Origin of the sequence: Paenibacillus sp. W4I10, assembly GCF_030816325.1 — a bacterium.
Taxonomy (GTDB): Bacteria; Bacillota; Bacilli; order Paenibacillales; family Paenibacillaceae; genus Paenibacillus; species Paenibacillus amylolyticus_B.
This window is the reverse complement of record NZ_JAUSXX010000001.1, coordinates 2,491,888-2,510,584: the sequence shown is the minus strand read 5'-3', so window position 1 is coordinate 2,510,584 and position 18,697 is coordinate 2,491,888. Positions and strand designations below refer to the sequence as shown.

General features: G+C 48.0%; 15 protein-coding genes. 10 read left to right on the top strand and 5 right to left on the bottom strand.

The features are described 5' to 3' along the window. The first annotated feature begins 377 nt into the window (after positions 1–377). The 9 genes from pepF (at position 378) to QF049_RS10895 (ending at position 12,595) form a co-directional block, all read left to right on the top strand. Entirely contained in the window at positions 378–2,180 is a 1,803-nt protein-coding gene (gene pepF / locus QF049_RS10935) for an oligoendopeptidase F (RefSeq protein ID WP_307537340.1), read from the top strand. Positions 2,181–2,291: 111 nt separating this feature from the next. Continuing rightward, complete coding sequence (locus tag QF049_RS10930; RefSeq protein ID WP_307537338.1) at positions 2,292–2,807, top strand: DUF2500 domain-containing protein; 516 nt, start codon at positions 2,292–2,294, stop codon at positions 2,805–2,807. Positions 2,808–3,042: 235 nt separating this feature from the next. Continuing rightward, complete coding sequence (locus tag QF049_RS10925; RefSeq protein ID WP_307537336.1) at positions 3,043–4,536, top strand: rhamnulokinase; 1,494 nt, start codon at positions 3,043–3,045, stop codon at positions 4,534–4,536. A 1-nt stretch (position 4,537) separates the two neighbouring features. Beyond that, positions 4,538–5,299 carry a DeoR/GlpR family DNA-binding transcription regulator gene (locus QF049_RS10920; protein ID WP_307537334.1) on the top strand — a complete coding sequence of 254 codons (762 nt, stop codon included), beginning with the start codon at positions 4,538–4,540 and terminating at the stop codon, positions 5,297–5,299. Between the two features lie 93 nt (positions 5,300–5,392). After that, entirely contained in the window at positions 5,393–6,121 is a 729-nt protein-coding gene (locus QF049_RS10915) for a (Fe-S)-binding protein (RefSeq protein ID WP_017688927.1), read from the top strand. Beyond that, complete coding sequence (locus QF049_RS10910; RefSeq protein ID WP_307537332.1) at positions 6,118–7,638, top strand: LutB/LldF family L-lactate oxidation iron-sulfur protein; 1,521 nt, start codon at positions 6,118–6,120, stop codon at positions 7,636–7,638. The genes QF049_RS10915 and QF049_RS10910 overlap by 4 nt, the downstream gene beginning before the upstream one ends. After that, positions 7,628–8,353, top strand: a complete 726-nt coding sequence (locus QF049_RS10905; protein WP_307537330.1) for a LutC/YkgG family protein — start codon at positions 7,628–7,630, stop codon at positions 8,351–8,353. Before QF049_RS10910 ends, QF049_RS10905 begins: the two co-directional genes overlap by 11 nt. Before the next feature lie 216 nt (positions 8,354–8,569). Further along, positions 8,570–9,124, top strand: coding sequence for a glutathione peroxidase (locus QF049_RS10900; RefSeq protein ID WP_307537329.1), 555 nt, complete (start codon positions 8,570–8,572; stop codon positions 9,122–9,124). Between the two features lie 297 nt (positions 9,125–9,421). Then, on the top strand, positions 9,422–12,595 hold the full coding sequence (locus tag QF049_RS10895) for a bifunctional cytochrome P450/NADPH--P450 reductase (RefSeq protein WP_091016963.1): 3,174 nt from the start codon (positions 9,422–9,424) through the stop codon (positions 12,593–12,595). A 199-nt stretch (positions 12,596–12,794) separates the two neighbouring features. On the opposite strand, the gene QF049_RS10890 is transcribed toward QF049_RS10895, so the two are convergent. Continuing rightward, positions 12,795–13,217 (bottom strand): hypothetical protein, encoded by a 423-nt coding sequence (locus QF049_RS10890; RefSeq protein ID WP_307537327.1) that lies wholly within the window; start codon positions 13,215–13,217, stop codon positions 12,795–12,797. A gap of 124 nt (positions 13,218–13,341) precedes the next feature. On the opposite strand from QF049_RS10890, the gene QF049_RS10885 reads away from it, so the two are divergent. Continuing rightward, on the top strand, positions 13,342–13,686 hold the full coding sequence (locus tag QF049_RS10885; RefSeq protein WP_307537325.1) for a hypothetical protein: 345 nt from the start codon (positions 13,342–13,344) through the stop codon (positions 13,684–13,686). Between the two features lie 173 nt (positions 13,687–13,859). Here the strand turns inward: QF049_RS10885 and QF049_RS10880 are convergent, their stop codons facing one another. Genes QF049_RS10880 through QF049_RS10865 form a run of 4 tightly spaced genes read right to left on the bottom strand, consistent with a single transcriptional unit; the run spans position 13,860 to position 18,671 of the window. Continuing rightward, complete coding sequence (locus tag QF049_RS10880) at positions 13,860–15,515, bottom strand: MGH1-like glycoside hydrolase domain-containing protein (protein ID WP_307537323.1); 1,656 nt, start codon at positions 15,513–15,515, stop codon at positions 13,860–13,862. 29 nt (positions 15,516–15,544) lie between these two features. Then, on the bottom strand, positions 15,545–16,873 hold the full coding sequence (locus tag QF049_RS10875; protein ID WP_307537321.1) for an ABC transporter substrate-binding protein: 1,329 nt from the start codon (positions 16,871–16,873) through the stop codon (positions 15,545–15,547). A gap of 38 nt (positions 16,874–16,911) precedes the next feature. Next, positions 16,912–17,751, bottom strand: a complete 840-nt coding sequence (locus QF049_RS10870) for a carbohydrate ABC transporter permease (protein ID WP_307543195.1) — start codon at positions 17,749–17,751, stop codon at positions 16,912–16,914. 5 nt (positions 17,752–17,756) lie between these two features. Further along, positions 17,757–18,671 (bottom strand): carbohydrate ABC transporter permease, encoded by a 915-nt coding sequence (locus QF049_RS10865; RefSeq protein ID WP_307543193.1) that lies wholly within the window; start codon positions 18,669–18,671, stop codon positions 17,757–17,759. Positions 18,672–18,697: the final 26 nt, after the last annotated feature.

The window sequence follows — 18,697 nt, the reverse complement described above, 5'->3', positions numbered from 1 at the left end:
GCTTGAAGAAGCGTAGCTAAAAGCTTTCTGAAAGAAAGCTACATCGCAAGCATATAATGGCTTTTATCCTAGATACCCCTTTTATATAGATGGAACTAAACATTCACACGAGAACGTAGAGGACAGAAGAACCTGAAGAAGCGGAGCGTTCGCCTTTATCACCGGATTTTCACCTTTGAAAAAGGGAATCAAAAAAATCTGGGGATAACAGCGATCGGAAGGTTGTTCTGTCATCGGAGTGGTAAGTGTGAATATTCTTTAGTCCAATCTATAGTCCCCTGAACCAAAAGTCTCATTATTTGCAAATGTCATGTATACATAAACCGATTATGATACGATGAGAGATATTGGAAATGCAAGGAGGATGACAACTAAAGATGGAAAAAATACGTACACGTGCTGAGGTAAATCCGGAAACTACTTGGGATCTGAAAGACTTGTTTGTAACCGATGTAGAGTGGGAGCAGGAGCTTCGATCACTTCCACTGGCTGCTGCCCAGATCGAAACGTTCAAAGGACGTCTGGGCGAAGGCGCTGAACAATTGCTGGCTTGTCTGGATGCGCGTGAAGCTTTGCAGGAGCGGATCGGAAAGACGGCTTCTTATGCCCGCTTGAAGCAGTCAGAGGACAGCACCAATCCGGTCAATATTGAGAATTCAGCTAAAGCAGGAGATATCCTATCAAATCTGTCGTCGTCCTTGTCTTTTGTCAATTCGGAGATCGTTGATCTGCCGGAGGGAACCGTTGAACGTTACCTTGAAGAACTTCCGGGATTGCAGCCGTATGCGCGCAGTTTGGACCGTTTAATTCGAGAAAAAGCACATCGACTCACGCCAGAGACCGAGAAGGTACTTGCCTCACTCGGAGAGGTACTGGATTCGCCATACCGTATCTATCTGCGCGGTAAACTGGCAGACATGACGTTTGACGATGCTCTCGATGGAGAAGACAATAATCGGCCACTGTCTTGGTCATTCTATGAAAATAATTATGAGATGTCATCTGATACCAAGCTGCGCCGTTCTGCTTATGCTGCGTTCAGCTCGACATTAAATGATTACAAAAATACGTTCGCAGAAGGTTATGCAACCGAAGTGAAGAAACAGGTTGTCCTATCCAGACTGCGTGGTTACGACGATGTTACAGATATGCTTATCAGCCCACAGCAAGTGAGCAAAGAGATGTACAATAATATTCTGGATATTATCCAGCAGGAACTCGCACCTCATATGCGCAGACTGGCCGCTCTTAAGAAACGTGAGCTGGGTCTGGACAAACTGCTGTTTTGTGATCTGAAGGCTCCGCTTGATCCTGAATTTAGCCCTGCCATTACATATGATGAGGCGTGCACACTCATTCGAGAAGCACTTGATGTGCTTGGGCGGGAGTACGGCGAGATCGTAGAGCGCGCATTCAGTGATCGCTGGGTGGATTACGCAGATAATGCAGGCAAATCCACAGGGGCATTTTGCTCCTCTATATATGGTTCACACTCCTATATCTTAATTTCATGGGCAAATAATATGCGTGGAGCATTTACACTTGCCCATGAAGTGGGGCATGCAGGCCACTTCATGCTTGCGGGACGTTACCAACGGCTCACGAATACACGGCCATCTCTTTATTTCATTGAGGCACCATCGACCATGAATGAAATGCTGCTGGCAGACCATCTATTGAAGCGTTCCGATAATCCAAGAATGCGTCGCTGGGTCATATTGCAACTGTTAAACACATATTACCATAACTTCGTTACACATCTGCTGGAAGGTGAATTACAGCGCAGGGTGTATGCACGCGCAACCAAAGATGAGCCCATTACGGCGAAGACGTTAAGTCAGCTCAAAGGAGACATCCTTTCCGAATTCTGGGGACCTGATCTTGTAATTGATGAAGGGGCCAAACTCACGTGGATGAGACAACCTCATTATTATATGGGACTATATCCATATACCTATGCGGCAGGTTTGACGGCTTCCACCGCGGCAGCACAGAAGATTCGGGAAGAAGGACAGCCTGCGGTAGATCGCTGGCTTGATGCACTCAAAGCTGGTGGAAGTCTCACTCCACAGGAGTTAATGAAGCTTGCGGGTGTGGATATGTCCGGACCTGAGCCAATTCGTTCTGCGGTTGCTTATGTCGGTAGTCTGGTCGACGAACTTGAACGTCTGTATTCCTGATCTGGTTCATATAGTATACGGACAAGGCAGAACGGGTTGTCTGCATGCACCGCCTTCCTTGCGTGGGGGGCGGTGCATCTTATTTTTGCAAGGGGAAAGGAACGATGATGAATGGCGTTAACGAGCGTGTCCTCATCGATGGGCCGATTAAGCGTAGACGGCTTTGGTGTGTTTGACGACATGAGTGGAGTACCGGGTTTTGAAGGCAATCAGGGTGGTTTTTTTTCGGGATTGAATGAGTTTGGTGCCATGGGTGCGTTTGTTTCCATTTTTATTGGTGCCGTATTTCTTATTGTTGCGGGAGTTCTCGTTTTTGTTATTATTTCAGGGGTACGCACGTGGTCATCGAATAACGCAGCGGCTTTGTTAACCCTGCACTCAACGGTGGTGGCCAAACGAACGGAAGTGTCAGGTGGCAGCGGGGATAGCCGTGCGACTACCCGGTATTATGTTACATTTGAATTCGACAATGGGGAGCGCACTGAACTAATTGTTGGCGGAAACCATTATGGCATGATGGTGGAAAATGATCGAGGGATGCTGACGTATCAGGGGACACGTTTCAAGCATTTTGAGAGAGATGTACAGCCCCAGTCGGGAGTAAACAAAGGTCAATTTTATACGTAAAAAAAGAACTGCGGCTCCTCCCAAGTGGGAGAGAGTCGTTTTTGGTATACCCAAAAGAAAGAAAAACCGAAGGGTATTCAAACGCTTACAATGGTGATATACTCGTAAAATAAAGTAAAACAGTATTAAACAAAAGCAAACAAACAATAAATACAGAATAAAGTACAGGGTTACGGACTGAATCAAGTGATGCCGTTTGGAAAATAGGATTGGTTCGAAAGGTTGGTGAAGCGCGGTGAGTGTGCTGGCTTATGATTTGGGCGCTGGGAGCGGGAGAGGGCTACTAGGACATCTGAATGATCGTGGGATCGAAACGAGCGAAATTCATCGGTTCAAGAATGAACCGGTGAAGGTTGGCGAGCGGATGCACTGGGATATTCTGCGATTACATCATGAATTGTTGCAAGGACTTACTCTTGTGAAACAGCAGGGAGAACAGCCGGAGAGCCTGGGGATTGATTCCTGGGGCGTTGATTTTGGTCTGCTTGGCAGTAATGGTGAGCTTCTGGGTAACCCGTATCATTACCGTGATACACAGTTTAACGGCATGATGGATCAGGTACGTCAAGAACTGAGCTCCCAGCGAATCTTCGAACGTACAGGGATTCAGTTTCTTAGCTTTAATACCCTGTATCAGTTGGCAACCCTTCAACGTAGCGGTTCTCCGCTTCTTCATGAAGCAGAGCGGTTTCTCATGATTCCGGATTTGCTTCGATATTTTCTGACGGGAGAAGCCGTGAATGAGTTCACCAATGCAACGACAACACAAATATATAATCCATCGGAGGGTCAATGGGACGGAGAGTTGCTGAAGCATATTCGCATTTCGGAGAAACTCTTTGGTGAAGTGGTGATGCCAGGCACCCGTGTTGGACAGTTGCGCAGCAGCATCTGTAACGACCTTGGTCTTTCTCCTATACCTGTGATCGCAGTAGCGGAGCATGATACGGGTTCAGCCGTTGTGGCTGTTCCTGCAACGGAACGTTCATTTGCTTACCTGAGCTGTGGAACCTGGTCCCTGATGGGGACGGAGATAGATCATCCTGCGATTAGTGCCGAGAGTCTGGCTTTGAACTTCACGAATGAAGGCGGGGCGGGCGGAACATTCCGTCTGCTGAAGAACATTATGGGCTTATGGATTTTGCAGGAAAGCATGCGGGAGTGGGACCGCCAAGGGCAGGGAATTAGCTATGATGCGTTATTAGCAAAGGCTGAACAGGCACCTCCATTTGCCAGTTTGTTTGATCCGGATGATGAACTGTTTATGCCAGCAGGAGATATGACGACGCGTATACGTCAGTATTGCCGTGATACAGGGCAGGTGATACCAGAGAATCAGGGGGCTATTGCCCGGGCAATTCTGGAGAGTCTGGCATTGAAGTATAGGAGAGTCCTGGAATGGACGGAACAATTATCGGGACAGACGTTCAACGGATTGCATATGGTCGGAGGAGGTATCCAGAACCGCCTGTTATGTCAGTGGACTGCAAATTCCATTGGCAAGCCGGTATGGGCAGGTCCGGCAGAGGGAAGTGCCATCGGGAATATGGCCGTGCAATGGATGGCGAGTGGAGCTTTTAAAGATATCTGGGAGGCCCGTAAGGCCATTCGAGATTCATTTCCGGTAACTACGTATGAGCCGCAAGACAGGTCAATCTGGGAAGATGTTTACGGCAGATTTCTGCGTGTGACGGCTTCATCTAATTCACAAGCGGGGAGTGAGGTGTAACATGCTGGCAGCCGAGCGGTATGACCGAATTGTGGAGATGGTGAATGTAAAGGGCAGTATGCGTGTATCCGAGCTTAGTGAGCGCTGCCGGGTGACGGAGGAAACCATCCGGCGTGACCTGGATCGGCTGGAACAGGCAGGACGACTACGCCGATCTCACGGTGGTGCAGTGAGTGTGAAGGAAGATCAACCGGAGATCCCTTACCGGATCAGGGAGACAACACATGCGGAAGAGAAAAAGCGGATTGCACAAGCGGCTCTGGCGATGATTAATCCGGGTGATCGCATTCTGTTGGATGCGAGCACAACGGCAGGTTATATGGCAGCGAACATGCCGGATTTCCCGCTGACGGTTTTAACCAACTCGATTCAAATCGCCACTGAACTCAGCGGCCGTGACAAGGTTGAGGTCATCTCAACAGGGGGCCAGTTGGCATCTCGCTCGTTGTCTTTTGTTGGGCCGCTCGCGGAGCGTTCTCTGGAAACGTATCACGTGGATAAAATGTTCATGTCGTGCAAAGGTGTACATCTCGAAGGTGGCGGAATCAGTGAATCCAATGAACTCCAGGCAAGGCTGAAGCAGAAGATGGTTGGCATATCCGATCAAGTCATCTTACTTGCAGATGCCAGTAAATTTGGTGTCCGTGCTTTTGCCCGGGTATCCGGGTTAAATGCAGTCCATACGATCGTTACCGATCAGCCATTGGAGGCTGAACAGACAGAACGTTTGAGCGGATACGACATCGAGATTATCACAGTTTAAACAGCGATCGGAAGGTTATTCTGTCATCGGAGTGTTCAGTGTAAATATTCTTTAGTTATTCATCTACTAATCAGTTAATAGGAGCGTGTAATTATGAAGGTCTCCTTATTCATTACCTGCCTCAGCGATGCCATCTATCCCCGAGTGGGGGAAGCCATGGTCAGATTGCTCGCCGCTCATGGCGTTCGGCTGGATTTTCCACCGGTTCAGACCTGCTGCGGTCAGCCTTCCTACAATAGCGGGTACTGGGATGAGACTCGGGTAGCGGCCAAAACGATTCTTGAAGCATTTGACGACAGTGATTTTGTGGTATGTCCTTCCGGATCGTGTACGTATATGATTCATCATTATCCCGAACTGTTCGCGGATGAACCGGTGTGGCTGGAGAAGGCAAAACGATTGGAAGCGAAAGCCTATGAGTTTACTCAATTCCTCGTTCAGGTACTCGGGATAACCGATCTGGGCGCACATTTTCCACACAAAGTAACCTATCATCCATCCTGCCACGGCAGTCGTCTGCTGGGTGTAAAGGATGAGCCGATGGCATTACTATCCCAAGTAAAGGGACTGGAATTGGTCCCCCTGCCGTTTGCTGAGGATTGCTGCGGGTTTGGGGGTACCTTTGCCATTAAAATGTCCGATATTTCGGGAGCGATGGTGACGGAGAAGGTTGATCATGTCAAAGAGACACAAGCTGAAGTGCTGGTTGGTCTGGACATGGCCTGTCTGATGAATATTGCAGGTAATCTGCGTTATCGGAATGAACCGGTGCGTGTGATGCATCTGGCGGAACTACTGTATGAGGGGGTGCGAACAGGATGAGCCAACCGGGAGTTATGGATACTACGGTCAAAGAACGTGCCGGACTGGCCTTGAATGATGATTTTCTGCGTAAAGCGGTCAAATTCACGACAGAACGATTGCGTAACGGAAAGAAGTCTGCCTCAGAAGAACATGGAAATTGGGATGAATGGCGGGAGCGTGGCCGTCAGATTCGTCTGCATACGATTGCGTATCTTGATTATTATCTGAATGAATTTGTGAATAACGCCCGTGCGAACGGGGTTCATATTCATTTTGCAGATACATCGGTGGAAGCAGCGGCCATTGCGCTGGATATTGCGGCGCACAAGCAGGCTTCTACGGTGGTGAAGTCCAAATCGATGGTGTCGGAGGAAGTACATCTGAATCATGTGCTGGAGTCGGCGGGCATTGAAGCCATCGAGACCGACCTGGGTGAATACATCATACAGTTGGCAGGCGAGGCCCCATCTCATATTGTCATTCCAGCCATCCATAAGAACCGCTATCAGATTGCAGAGTTGTTATCGAAGGAAGCGGGTGAAATTCTGGAGCCGGACACAACGGTACTTGCCGGATTTGTTCGCAAAAAGCTGCGCGAGAAGTTCCTCGAAGCAGATATAGGCATGACCGGCTGTAATTTTGCGATTGCAGAGACAGGTTCCATGGTTTTGTTCGAAAATGAAGGCAATGCCCGTATGGTATCCACTGTTCCAAAAACGCAGATTACACTGATGGGCATGGAGCGAATCATCCCCTCGTGGACAGATCTGGAGGTTATGGCAACCTTGTTGCCACGTTCTGCAACAGGTCAGAAATTAACGATGTACATGTCAGGTATCACAGGTCCTCGCCGTACAGCTGATGCGGATGGGCCGGATGAAATGCACATTATTATCGTGGATAACGGTCGATCCCTTCAGCTCGGTGATCCCGAATTCCAAGAACTGCTGAATTGTATTCGCTGCGGCGCGTGTCTGAATGCTTGCCCGGTATATCGCCATATTGGGGGCCATGCCTATGGTGGCACCTATAGTGGTCCGATTGGTGCGGTACTGACACCTGCACTCAATGGCAATATTGATGAATGGAATGATATTGCGGGTGCTTCGAGTCTGTGTGGAGCCTGTTACGAAGCATGTCCAGTTAAAATACCGCTACATGATATGCTTGTTTATCTACGCAGGCGTAAAGTGGAAGACGGTCATGGAAACAAAATGGAGAGCATGGGCATGAAGGGTTTTGCTGCCGTTGTATCCAATTCCAAACGCTTCAGTGCGGCCATACGTCTGGGACAGATTGGGCAGAAGGCAGTTGTACGCAACAACGGCATTTCTCTCAAGCTGGGTCCACTCAAAGGCTGGAACAATTATCGGGTTGCGCCAAGTCTCGCCAAGAAATCTTTCCGGCAACAATGGAACAAGCTGGATCAGGAACTGAACGAGGAGCAACAAGCCATGGATTCTTCCGTTCGCAGCCGTATGGAGCAGATTATTCGTGAACGAGAAGAAGGGGAGGGGAAGAAGCATGGTCACTGAACATCAGCAATGGCTTGTACAATTGGAGAAGAAGTCCATTGAGAAACAGGAGCAGTTCATGAATGACATTGCTTCGAAATTGAGAAGACCAAGGCAACGTCAAGCGCCGACCCAACCCTTTCGGGGAGCACCCGACTTTTGGACTGAATTGGAATGGGATGAAGAGAAGCGTATTCAAGCATTTACGGATAACTTTGTAAGTGTAGGCGCCCACATTGCCCGGGTTCAGAACATGGAAGAAGTATCTCAATTTATAGCCAACAAATCTCATGAGCTGAGTGCCAAATATATCATTCGTCAAAATGAACAGGCGCTAAAGGATCTCGGATTGGAAGAGCAGTTAACGGATGTGCAGATCTCAGTCTGGAATAGTCAGGCGGATGAGAACTGGAGGGCTCGTGCAGCTGAGGCTGATATCGGTGTGGTCATGGCAGATTATGCGACAGCATACACAGGCTCGGTTACTGTACTTTCTTCACCGGAAAAAGGTCGCTCGGTTAGTCTGTTGCCTACGGTACTCATCATCATTATTCCAGTGGATCGACTGTACACCAGACTGGGTGAGACGCTGGATCGATTTGACGAAGCGGGAAGAGAGAATCTTCCGGCAGGTATCCACTTTATTTCAGGGCCAAGCCGCTCTTCCGATATTGAAAATGATTTAACCATTGGCGTACACGGACCAGGGATTGTATATGGTTTAATCATGGGTTAACGGTGTGCTAAGCGTGATGTCAAATCATGATTTTAATAACTGTCCAAGATGCAGTATTTGAATGCTGAGGGCAGTTTTTTATTTGGTCTACTATAGTTAAAAACTATTAAAATTATATTAATTATATATTTCACCTATTAATATGGTGGGTGTATAATTCTTCTCAAAGAGAGAATTGATGTGAGATACAAAAGTGAAAGAGGAGGATGAATACAGATGAGTATATTTTCTTACCAAGTTCCGTTTATGGAGGGACACAAGGGTGATTTTTCTGCTTATAAAGGGAAGGTTCTGCTTATTGTGAATACAGCAAGTCGGTGCAGCTACTCCCGGCAATTCAGTGAACTTCAGCAGATGTATGAGAGATATGGTGATCAGGGGCTGGAGATTCTGGCGTTCCCTTGTAATCAGTTTAACGACAAAGAACCTGGCAGTAGCTTTGAGATTGCCGAGTATTGCAGGAGTCAGTTTCAGATCTCCTTTCCGATCCTCGAGAAGGTTGAGGTCGTTGGGCAATTCATGCATCCTTTGTTCCGTTATCTGATTGAAGAAGCGCCATTTCAAGGTTATGATCTGGACACGAAGGAAGGACAGTGGATGGACACCTTTGTGAAGGAGAAGCATCCAGAATTGTATCAAGGGGACGGGATCAAATGGAATTTCACCAAATTCCTGATTGACCGCAGTGGGAACGTCCATGGCCGTTATGAAACGACAGTTGCTCCATTAGAGATGGAGTCGGCTATTCAGTTTCTGTTAAAGAAATCATAAGTATACCTTAATCCCTGTCCTGAGGTCCTATGACTTTGGGACTGTTGAAGATTGGAACTGGAAATGTTAGGGTAAAAGAAGATAACGAAGTCCTCCATTTTTTTTAATCAAAAATGACCAATATACCATTTCAGTCAGTTAGTTCTTTGTTGGTTTTATCGTTATCTGGATGAAATATGAAAATGTGCAAAAAATAACTTGAATCTGTTGATCTGAAGAGCAAGTGTATCGCGTCTGTAAATCAAGTCATTATTTTGTAGTTGTAGAACTCTTAACATGGAAAGAAGGAGTGAGTGTATGCCACCAATTTCAGTGCCTCAACCGAAAACATTTGGCCCACTGGGCAATTTGCCGCAATTAAACTTTGAAGAGCCGGTGCAGTCCCTGGTGAAACTGGCTGAAGAATATGGACCGATCTTTCGTATGGAGTACCCCGGGCGAAGTGAATTGTATATTTCCGGTCACAAACTGGTCGCCGAGGTAACGGATGAATCCAAATTCGACAAACGTGTATGGGCACCCCTTGCGAAGGTTCGTGCTTTTGCAGGAGATGGGCTATTTACGAGTTGGACCGAGGAGCCGAATTGGAAAAAAGCCCATAACGTACTGCTGCCAAGTTTCAGTCAACGCGCCATGCAGGGATACCACAACAAAATGATTGATCTGGCTGTGCAGCTGGTTCAGAAATGGTCACGATTGAACCCGGATGAGACGGTTAACGTTCCGGATGATATGACACGTCTTACGCTCGACACGATTGGACTCTGTGGGTTCAACTATCGGTTTAACAGCTTCTACCGGGAAGAACCACATCCATTCATTACGAGCATGGTTCGTGCGTTGGATGAATCCATGAGTTCATTGCAGCGACTGCGTCTGCAAGACAAGCTGATGATCACCAAAAAGAAACAGTTTGAACAGGATATCCGTTCCATGTTCTCTTTGGTGGATCACATTATTGCCGAGCGTAAAGAGAAACCGCAGGAAGGCGCAGATGATCTGTTGTCCCACATGCTCAGCGGCAAGGACCCGGAGACAGGAGAAACGCTGGATGATGAGAACATCCGTTATCAGATTATTACATTCCTGATTGCTGGACATGAGACCACAAGTGGACTGTTATCCTTCGCCGTTTATTATCTGATGAAGAATCCGGATACGCTGGCTAAAGCCCAAGCTGAGGTGGATCAGATTCTGAAAGATCCGGTTCCCACGTACAACCAGGTTCGCAATCTGAAGTACGTCCGCATGGTTTTGAACGAAGCATTGCGGTTATGGCCAACGGCCCCGGCATTTTCCCTGTATGCAAAAGAGGACACGGTACTTGCGGGTCAATATCCTTTACAAAAAGGAGACAGCGTCAGTGTACTTATTCCCAAGCTGCATCGTGACCGCGAAGCATGGGGAGACGACGTAGAGGAATTCCGCCCGGAACGGTTCGAAGATCCGAGCAAAGTGCCGCATGATGCCTATAAACCTTTTGGTAACGGCCAACGGGCCTGCATTGGTCAGCAGTTTGCACTTCAGGAAGCAACGCTGGTACTGGGCATGGTGCTGAAGCATTTTGACTTCATCGATCATTCTGATTATCAGTTAAAGGTGAAAGAAACGCTGACGCTCAAACCGGATAACTTCACAATTCGTGTACGTGCGCGTGGGGGGCAGCCAGTCATGGCCGTTCCGGGTGTAGCGGTCGAAGAACCAAAGCCGGTTGCCAAAAGAACAGAGCCGGATGCGGCCAATGCCCATCATACACCAATGCTTGTTCTGTACGGTTCCAATCTGGGTACAGCTGAAGGCATTGCTCGTGAAATTGCGGATACCGCCAGATATCAGGGTTTCCGGAGTGAGGTCGCTGCGCTGGATGATCGTGTTGGCAAACTGCCAAAGGAGGGTGCCGTCATTATTGTCAGTGCATCCTATAACGGTCAGCCGCCAAGTAATGCCAAGATGTTTGTCGAGTGGATTGAACACGCCGATGCCAATGAATTCAAAGGGGTGCGTTTCGCCGTTCTTGGATGCGGTGACCACAACTGGGCCAGCACCTATCAGCGTATTCCGCGTCTAATCGATGAACAGTTATCTTCCAGAGGAGCAGAGCGGTTATCACCGCTGGGTGAGTCAGATGCTAGCGGAGATTTCGAGAAACAGGTGGGGGATTGGACAGAGCAATTATGGCCTGATCTCGCACGAACAATGGGACTGAAGCTAAACACAAGCTCCAATAGCGAACGCAGTTCACTATCTGTACAGTTTGTCAGTGGGCTCGCCGTAACACCGCTTGCGGATACGTATGATGCTCATGTGGCAGAAGTGCTCGAGAACAGGGAGCTTCACGACGCGGGCAGTGAACGCAGCACACGTCACCTGGAGATCAAATTGCCTGAAGGCATAACCTACAAGGAAGGGGATCACCTGGGCATTCTGCCGCAGAATCCACCGGAACTTGTGGAACGTGTACTTCGTCGATACGGGTTTACCGGAACGGAGCATCTCGTTCTGGATGCATCCGGTCGGAGTGCCGCACATCTACCATTGCATCAACCGGTTAACCTGTATGATCTGCTCAGTCATAGCGTCGAGCTTCAGGAGGCGGCAACTCGTGCGCAGTTGAGAGAAATGGCAGCATACACCGTATGTCCACCGCATAAGAAGGAACTTGAAGCGCTGCTTGATGAATCTGTGTATATGGATGAAGTGCGGAATAAACGGATCTCCATGCTGGATTATCTGGTGAAATATGAGGCATGTGAACTGCCGTTTGAGCGTTTCCTTGAATTACTGCCTTCATTAAAAGCCAGATATTATTCGATCTCCAGTTCACCGCGTGTGCAACCCGATCAAGCGAGTATTACGGTCAGTGTAGTGCGTGCCCCGGCATGGAGTGGACAGGGAGAATACAGAGGTATTGCGTCCAACTATCTGGCTAACCTGAAGTCGGGTGACGAGATCGTGATGTTCACGCGGACACCGGAATCCGGGTTCCAACTGCCGGAGGATACACAGGTTCCCGTCATCATGGTAGGCCCGGGTACAGGTGTTGCTCCATTCCGAGGTTTCTTGCAGGCAAGGCATGTATTGAAGGAACAAGGTCAAGAGGTTGGCGAAGCCCACCTGTACTTTGGGTGCCGGAATCCCGAGCATGATTATCTGTACAAAAATGAATTGGAAGCAGCCCAGCAAGAAGGGCTTGTGAAGCTTCATACGGCCTTCTCCCGTGTAGACGGGGAGGAGAAATGTTATGTACAGCATCTGATGAGAGACGATGCTCAGCATCTGATTCCTTTGTTTGAAGAGGGAGCGCATCTGTATATCTGCGGTGATGGTAGCAAGATGGCACCTGATGTGGAAGCTACACTCCAGCAGGCATACGCTGATATTCATGGCAAGTCCGCGAAGGAAGCAGAAGATTGGCTCAATCAGCTTCAGCAGGAAGGTCGTTATGCCAAGGATGTATGGACAGGAATCTGATGTACACATGTGAAGGGTCAGCTTGATCCGTAACTGGCTGAGCGGTGAGATACAGAAGCAGTTCTGTTCTCACCGCTTTTTGACATAAAATGATTCTTCAGCAGATGAGTGGTTGCATGGGTTATAATTATATATTGGAAGGGAGCACCCGTATGCAGACATTTGGGAACCATTGTATGGCTTGCGAAAAGAACCAGCTTTACTTCCGGGTACACGGCCGTTTCAGTTTTTTTCTTCCGGCGGTTGGCCGATAGATGGACTCGATGCTGGAAAGAGGAAATAAAATACGGGAAGGGACTCTGCCTTTTCCCTGAAGTTCAAGATAATCCAGTCCCACGCCCACAAGTCTGATATTGTTAAATGCATTCCTGGAAGGGAAAGTCGTGCGGATTCCCACTCTGACGCCTCGCCGCGTTCGAGGAATATCAAATACCCGAATGGAGTTCAGACTGAGAGGAATGAATAACTGACGGTTTACTTTGATAAACTGCCTTGGATAGACACGACGAATACGTCCCGGTTCCAACCCGGAGAGTGGAGTATTCAATTCTGCAAGGTGCCCCTGGAGTTCTGCCAGGCGCTGCTGAAGTGTTTTTCCAGTATGGAGATGCTGCCAGCTCATAAGTATTCCTCCGTTCGCCATTTGTACCTAGTATATGAAGGAACGGGGTAGGAAGGTGTACGTTTGATAGCCCATGTTCGTTACGGCTAACGGGGTTTCATTTTATAATAGAGGAGTGATTCAAATGATCGTAGAGATGTATAAAGACCTCATTCAGGATGATCGTGGCAATTATTATCTGGCAGTACAGATGGATGGCAATGAGCTTACGCTCGTTAATGCATTCGTTGAAGCGGCATTCACACCTGAACTGATCTACAATGAAGAGTTCCGTGCCAAGCATAAGGAGATGGAAGGCGGGTTTGTAGGCAAAATTGCGATGGACCTGCTAAGGCACGATGTGGTCATGGGGATGAAGCAAATCGACCGCAAACTGTTGAACTTGTCGGATGTGGAACAGCAGTTCACTGTAAATTATATTGATACGATTGAATTTTATCGTCACCCGGCGTGGAACCGGAAGGTGTAAGGCGAAACTCATCTCCTCTGTAACCAGAGAGAGAATGATTTCCGCAGTGGCAGTCAATTTCTATCTTGTGTCCTTATGAATAAGAAATAAAGAGATGTAAACGCGCAAAAGGGAAAAGCGCAAGTGCAGGGGAAGTAAACCTCTGCAACTTGCGCTTTTTTGCATACAAACAATTATCGATAGGTAGGATGGATGATGCCAATATCGCGTTCAGTTTTCAAACTTCCATCAGCGTAACGCTGCATTTCATTTCCTTTGATTCGAATTGGGATGCACTCTCCTTGATAGAAGATCTCCCCCTCGACGGTGCGAACGGTCATTCCGATGACTGCCTCCAGATGTCCACTATGATCCGTTACAAGCCGAATCCCTGATGGGCCGTCCATATGAACATTGCCCTCCATATATACCGTCATTCGATCCGGGGTGTTCACCAATTCATATCCTATTCCGTTGACTTTTCGGCTATAAGCCGTGTTGCCAGATACGACCTCGCCATGATCCATATCGATAGGGAGCAGACCGGTAAACCAGAGCTGATTCGATCCAACAGGCATAATTCCACATAATCGCTCCACATAATCGAGCAGACAAAGGATAGTAGGGGAGTAAGTCTCGGTAAAACCTTGTTCTCCGGTCCATGGGCTTAGTACCTGACCAAATCGCTTATCTTTGGATAGAGCGGACAAGATTGGCTGCATTACCCAGGTTAGCTCCACATATCGATGATGATACTCGAATGCGTGTGGTGCCCGGATTAAACTCAGGAAATTGGATGCCCCTCCCCAGCTGTTATAGGAGGAAAAGGGATCAAATCTGGGATCATCCATTGAAATCGATGTAAACGGGTATTTAGCGAAAAACTTGCTTGTATTCAACAGGTACCGCCGTAGTAGGTTATCGAAAAATTCACGGTCGCCCACCTCGCAGGCCATCACGCGAAGCAGCACATCGGATTGGACTCTGACGAATTCGTCATTGCGATCCCGATCATAGAAGAACATATCCTGTTCGTTGTAACAATAACGGAAGAGACTTTCCAGGCTGGACTGGGCTTTTGATTTCCAATCCGTTCCCGATTCTCCCAGCTCCTCAGCCATGCGGGACAGATACATGCGCTGACAATAGATATTGGCAGTCAGATCTGGTGCCAGAAAAGGCAGAATCGGAGAATCCGGGTGATAGGCAGAAGCATCATTCATATAAGGTGTATCCGGAACATGCCAGAAACGGGGAGATAAGTCATGTCCGGTGTCAAACGTACTGAAGGCCTCTACACAGCCAGTTCCTCGGGTATTACGGTTGTGGGTAATCCACTCATCGTAACGAACCATAGCCTTATACATGGTGTTCAGGAAAGGCGACTGCTTGCCATGATTGCTATGAAGCTGATAGTGGTTCCACACACTGCGTGCCAGCGGAGTTACCAACTGGATTTGCCGGAAAGAGGGTCCGTTTGCCGTGAGTTTATACGGGAGCAATCCATCTTCTCTTTGCTGCTTGGCAAATGCGAGGTACGTTGTTTCGGACACAGAAGGAAGCAGGCGAGACAGCAGCTCCGCATTGATGGTACCTGTACTCTCTAACCAACATCCCAGATAGATGCCACCTTCTTGTAAAATAGGATCGCTGTCTCCCATGGGCAGGATACAAGCAAGCAATTTCTCTACTGCTGCATAATACGTAGCTTCCATTTGTCCGCCCGATGCCGCAAACCGGATACCCGACGCATGCCATTCCTGTAATAACTGCTGATCTTCCAGTTTAACTGGCTGAACTTGATCCATAATCGAAATGCTGCGCAGCCGATTTAATATCTCTTCTGTCATATGTTCCTCCTCACAGTGTCTGTTTCTGGTTATTGATTCGATTCAAAAATACGAACGGTCCCGTTATAGAAGTCGGAGACAGCTTGCTCTACACTTTTTCGTCCAAATCCGATCTCTTGATTTGTCGTCTGAGCTAACTTGGAGAACTCTGCAAATCCCGGAGGATTGTAACTCACCTCAAAAGGTTCAGTCTTCGTAGCTTCAGAGACAAGATTTGTATAGTTATAGACAATCTCCTCCACAGGACCAGCGTCTTCCTGAAGAAGATTTCGGTTGGCTTCCGTAACGGGCACGCCACGGTCATTACCGAGGATTTTGGCAGCTTCAGGATCATGAATCCAGAAATTCATTAACGTTGCCACTTCCTTCGGATGTTTGGTATTTGCGTAACCTGATAATCCCTGACTGGATTCAAATACAACACCCGTTCCTTTAGGACCCCGTGGTACAGGGAGTAACACCAGAGGATCTTCCGTCAAGCTCTGGAATGCAGCAAGTTGGTTGGATGGTAGTAGAGTCATGGCTGCTTTGCCTGTGATCAACAGGGATTTACTGGTATCATCATGCGGGTTGGATACCTGCAATTCCGGTGTGACTACACCGCCGGATGCCGAAGTCTTTTCCCAATACTGGAACCATTCCAGAATGTCTTCCTTGGCGAATCCGAGTGTGCCATTTTTCATGTCATACAGTTGTTTACCCCGTTGTTTTAGATAAATATCCATCCCGTCGACGGTAAAATTGTACGTTCCATAGAAGCCGTCTCCGAGCTTGTCGGACAACTCTTTGCTGATGGTGGCATAGTCCGCCCAGTCCCAATCGGAAGCTGGCAAAGGCACGCCGGCTTTCTCAAAGAGTGCCTTGTTAACAATAATTCCTCGTGCGTTTGCACCGGCAGAAATATGTTGCAGCTTCCCGTCGAGACGTCCGTATTCGATCATGGTTTCATCCATACCATCCAGATTCAGTTCGTTTCCGACATACGGGTCCAGGTTAAGGAGGACATCTTTTTTGGCATAATCAACGACATTTCCACCGAGGAAAAAGATATCCGGTGCTGTACCTGATGCCAGCTGGGTATTCAGCTTGTCGAAATATCCGGAGGAAGGTGCAAATTCTCCTGAAATTTTAATATCCGGATGTTTCGCCTGAAAGATCTTCAGGGCTTCATTCGTAATATCTGCCCGTTTCTGGTCACCCCACCACATGATGCGAAGTTCGACCTGTCCGCCCTCGGTAGTTCCATTATCATTACCATTGCCTGCATTATCATTAGCCCCTGTATGGTCTGTTCCAGAGCAAGCTGTTACGAATAACAAAAGTGAAGTAATCATACCAATCAAGAAACGTTTGAACATGATAAATCCCCCTGTCTATTGATATGAGAAGCGTGTTGTTACTTCAGACCTGTTGTTGCAATGCCCTCAAGGAAATATCGCTGAAACAATAAAAAGATGATGGTCACGGGAAGCAGTGACAGGGTGGACATGGCGAGTAGTGCGCCCCAATCGGATTGTCCTGACGGATCGAAGAGAGAGCGAATGCCCAGTTGCACGGTGAATAGATCAATTTTGCTCAGATAGATCATCTGGCTGAAAAAGTCATCCCAGCTCCACAGGAAGGTGAAGATCGCTGTTGTAATCAGTGCTGGAACGAGCAGAGGCACTACGATTCGGAAAAAGATCTGTGATTGCCCGCAACCGTCAATGGTTGCACTCTCGTCCAGCTCCCGCGGTATACCGCGTATGAATTGAACCATAAGCAAGATGAAGAAGGAATCCTGCGCAAGCCACTTGGGCAGAATCAATGGGAAATACGTATTAATCCATTGAAGCTCATTATAGAGAATGTACTGGGGCACCAGGGTAACATGGTAAGGCAACATAATCGTAATCAACATCATGCTGAACCACAGGCCTTTGAATCTGAACTTTAATCTGGAGAAAGCAAAGGCTGCAAGGGAACAGGAGATCACATTACCCAGCACACTCATGCCCGAGATCAGAACGGAGTTGCCGAAGAAACGGCCAAAGGAGATGCCCTGTAGACCTTTCCAGCCATTAATATAGTGCTCCAGCGTGAAGCTGGTTGGGAATAGACTGCCGCTGGTGAAAATGAGATGGTTCGGTTTAAACGAACTGAGAATTAACCATAGTACTGGATATAACATCAGCAGACCGAAGAGTATAATGGCGGCATGCCTCCCGGCCTGAACCAGTTGTCGTTTGATTGGCATATGCATTACCTACCCTCCTGATTGTCCCCGTAGAACACCCAAAATCGGGATGTAACAAAGACGATTGCGGTGAATACCCCGATAATGACCAACATGATCCAAGCCAGAGCCGAAGCATAACCCATATCAAAGAACGAGAAACCTTTCAGATACAGATACAAGGTATAGAACATTGTTGCGTCGAGTGGACCCCCGCGGCCATCTCCGATCACGTAAGCGGGTGTAAAAGCCTGGAATGAATTGATCATGCTCATGATCAGGTTAAAAAAGATAACGGGGGAGAGCATGGGCAGTGTAATTCCGAAAAATTGACGTATCTTTCCCGCTCCATCGACATCGGACGCTTCATATAAGTCTGCCGGGATCTGTTTTAGGCCAGCAAGAAAGATGACCATGGCAGACCCGAATTGCCACACGGATAGTGTGATGATGGTATAGACCACATAATCCGGATGCGCAATCCAGGATGGACCCGAGATACCAAACCAGCTTAGAAACTGGTTGACCAGTCCGTTTCCCTCAAAAAGTTGACGCCAGACGATTGCAATCGCGACGCTGCCGCCCAAGAGGGAAGGGATGTAATATACAGTCCGGTAGATGCCGAGGGCTCGAATACCTTTGTTCAGCGCCATCGCTACCAGTAGAGCAAAGGCAAGCCTTAGTGGGACAGATAAAAAAACATAATAAAATGTCAGCCCCAAGGACCTGCGAAAAGTATCGTCCTCGGTAAAAATGTGAACATAGTTGCTAAGTCCGGTCCAAGTCGGTGATGACAGCAGGTTAAATTTGGTCATGGATAAGTATAAGGACGCAACCATCGGTCCCAGTGTCAGACAGAAGAGTCCGATTAGCCAGGGCATAAGAAACAAGTAAGCTGTGGTATTCTGCTGACCGTATAAGGGTTTGGTCTGTTTTCTCATCATGTGCCTCCCTTCTGAATGGGTAA

Coding starts and splice junctions, on each gene's coding strand:
- QF049_RS10890 (WP_307537327.1), bottom strand. CDS start 13,217: ATGAGCTGGCAGCATCTCCATACTGGAAAAACACTTCAGCAGCGCCTG.
- QF049_RS10900 (WP_307537329.1), top strand. CDS start 8,570: ATGAGTATATTTTCTTACCAAGTTCCGTTTATGGAGGGACACAAGGGT.
- QF049_RS10880 (WP_307537323.1), bottom strand. CDS start 15,515: ATGACAGAAGAGATATTAAATCGGCTGCGCAGCATTTCGATTATGGAT.
- QF049_RS10865 (WP_307543193.1), bottom strand. CDS start 18,671: ATGAGAAAACAGACCAAACCCTTATACGGTCAGCAGAATACCACAGCT.
- QF049_RS10885 (WP_307537325.1), top strand. CDS start 13,342: ATGATCGTAGAGATGTATAAAGACCTCATTCAGGATGATCGTGGCAAT.
- QF049_RS10870 (WP_307543195.1), bottom strand. CDS start 17,751: ATGCCAATCAAACGACAACTGGTTCAGGCCGGGAGGCATGCCGCCATT.
- QF049_RS10875 (WP_307537321.1), bottom strand. CDS start 16,873: ATGTTCAAACGTTTCTTGATTGGTATGATTACTTCACTTTTGTTATTC.
- QF049_RS10930 (WP_307537338.1), top strand. CDS start 2,292: ATGGCGTTAACGAGCGTGTCCTCATCGATGGGCCGATTAAGCGTAGAC.
- QF049_RS10895 (WP_091016963.1), top strand. CDS start 9,422: ATGCCACCAATTTCAGTGCCTCAACCGAAAACATTTGGCCCACTGGGC.
- QF049_RS10905 (WP_307537330.1), top strand. CDS start 7,628: ATGGTCACTGAACATCAGCAATGGCTTGTACAATTGGAGAAGAAGTCC.
- pepF (WP_307537340.1), top strand. CDS start 378: ATGGAAAAAATACGTACACGTGCTGAGGTAAATCCGGAAACTACTTGG.
- QF049_RS10920 (WP_307537334.1), top strand. CDS start 4,538: ATGCTGGCAGCCGAGCGGTATGACCGAATTGTGGAGATGGTGAATGTA.
- QF049_RS10915 (WP_017688927.1), top strand. CDS start 5,393: ATGAAGGTCTCCTTATTCATTACCTGCCTCAGCGATGCCATCTATCCC.
- QF049_RS10910 (WP_307537332.1), top strand. CDS start 6,118: ATGAGCCAACCGGGAGTTATGGATACTACGGTCAAAGAACGTGCCGGA.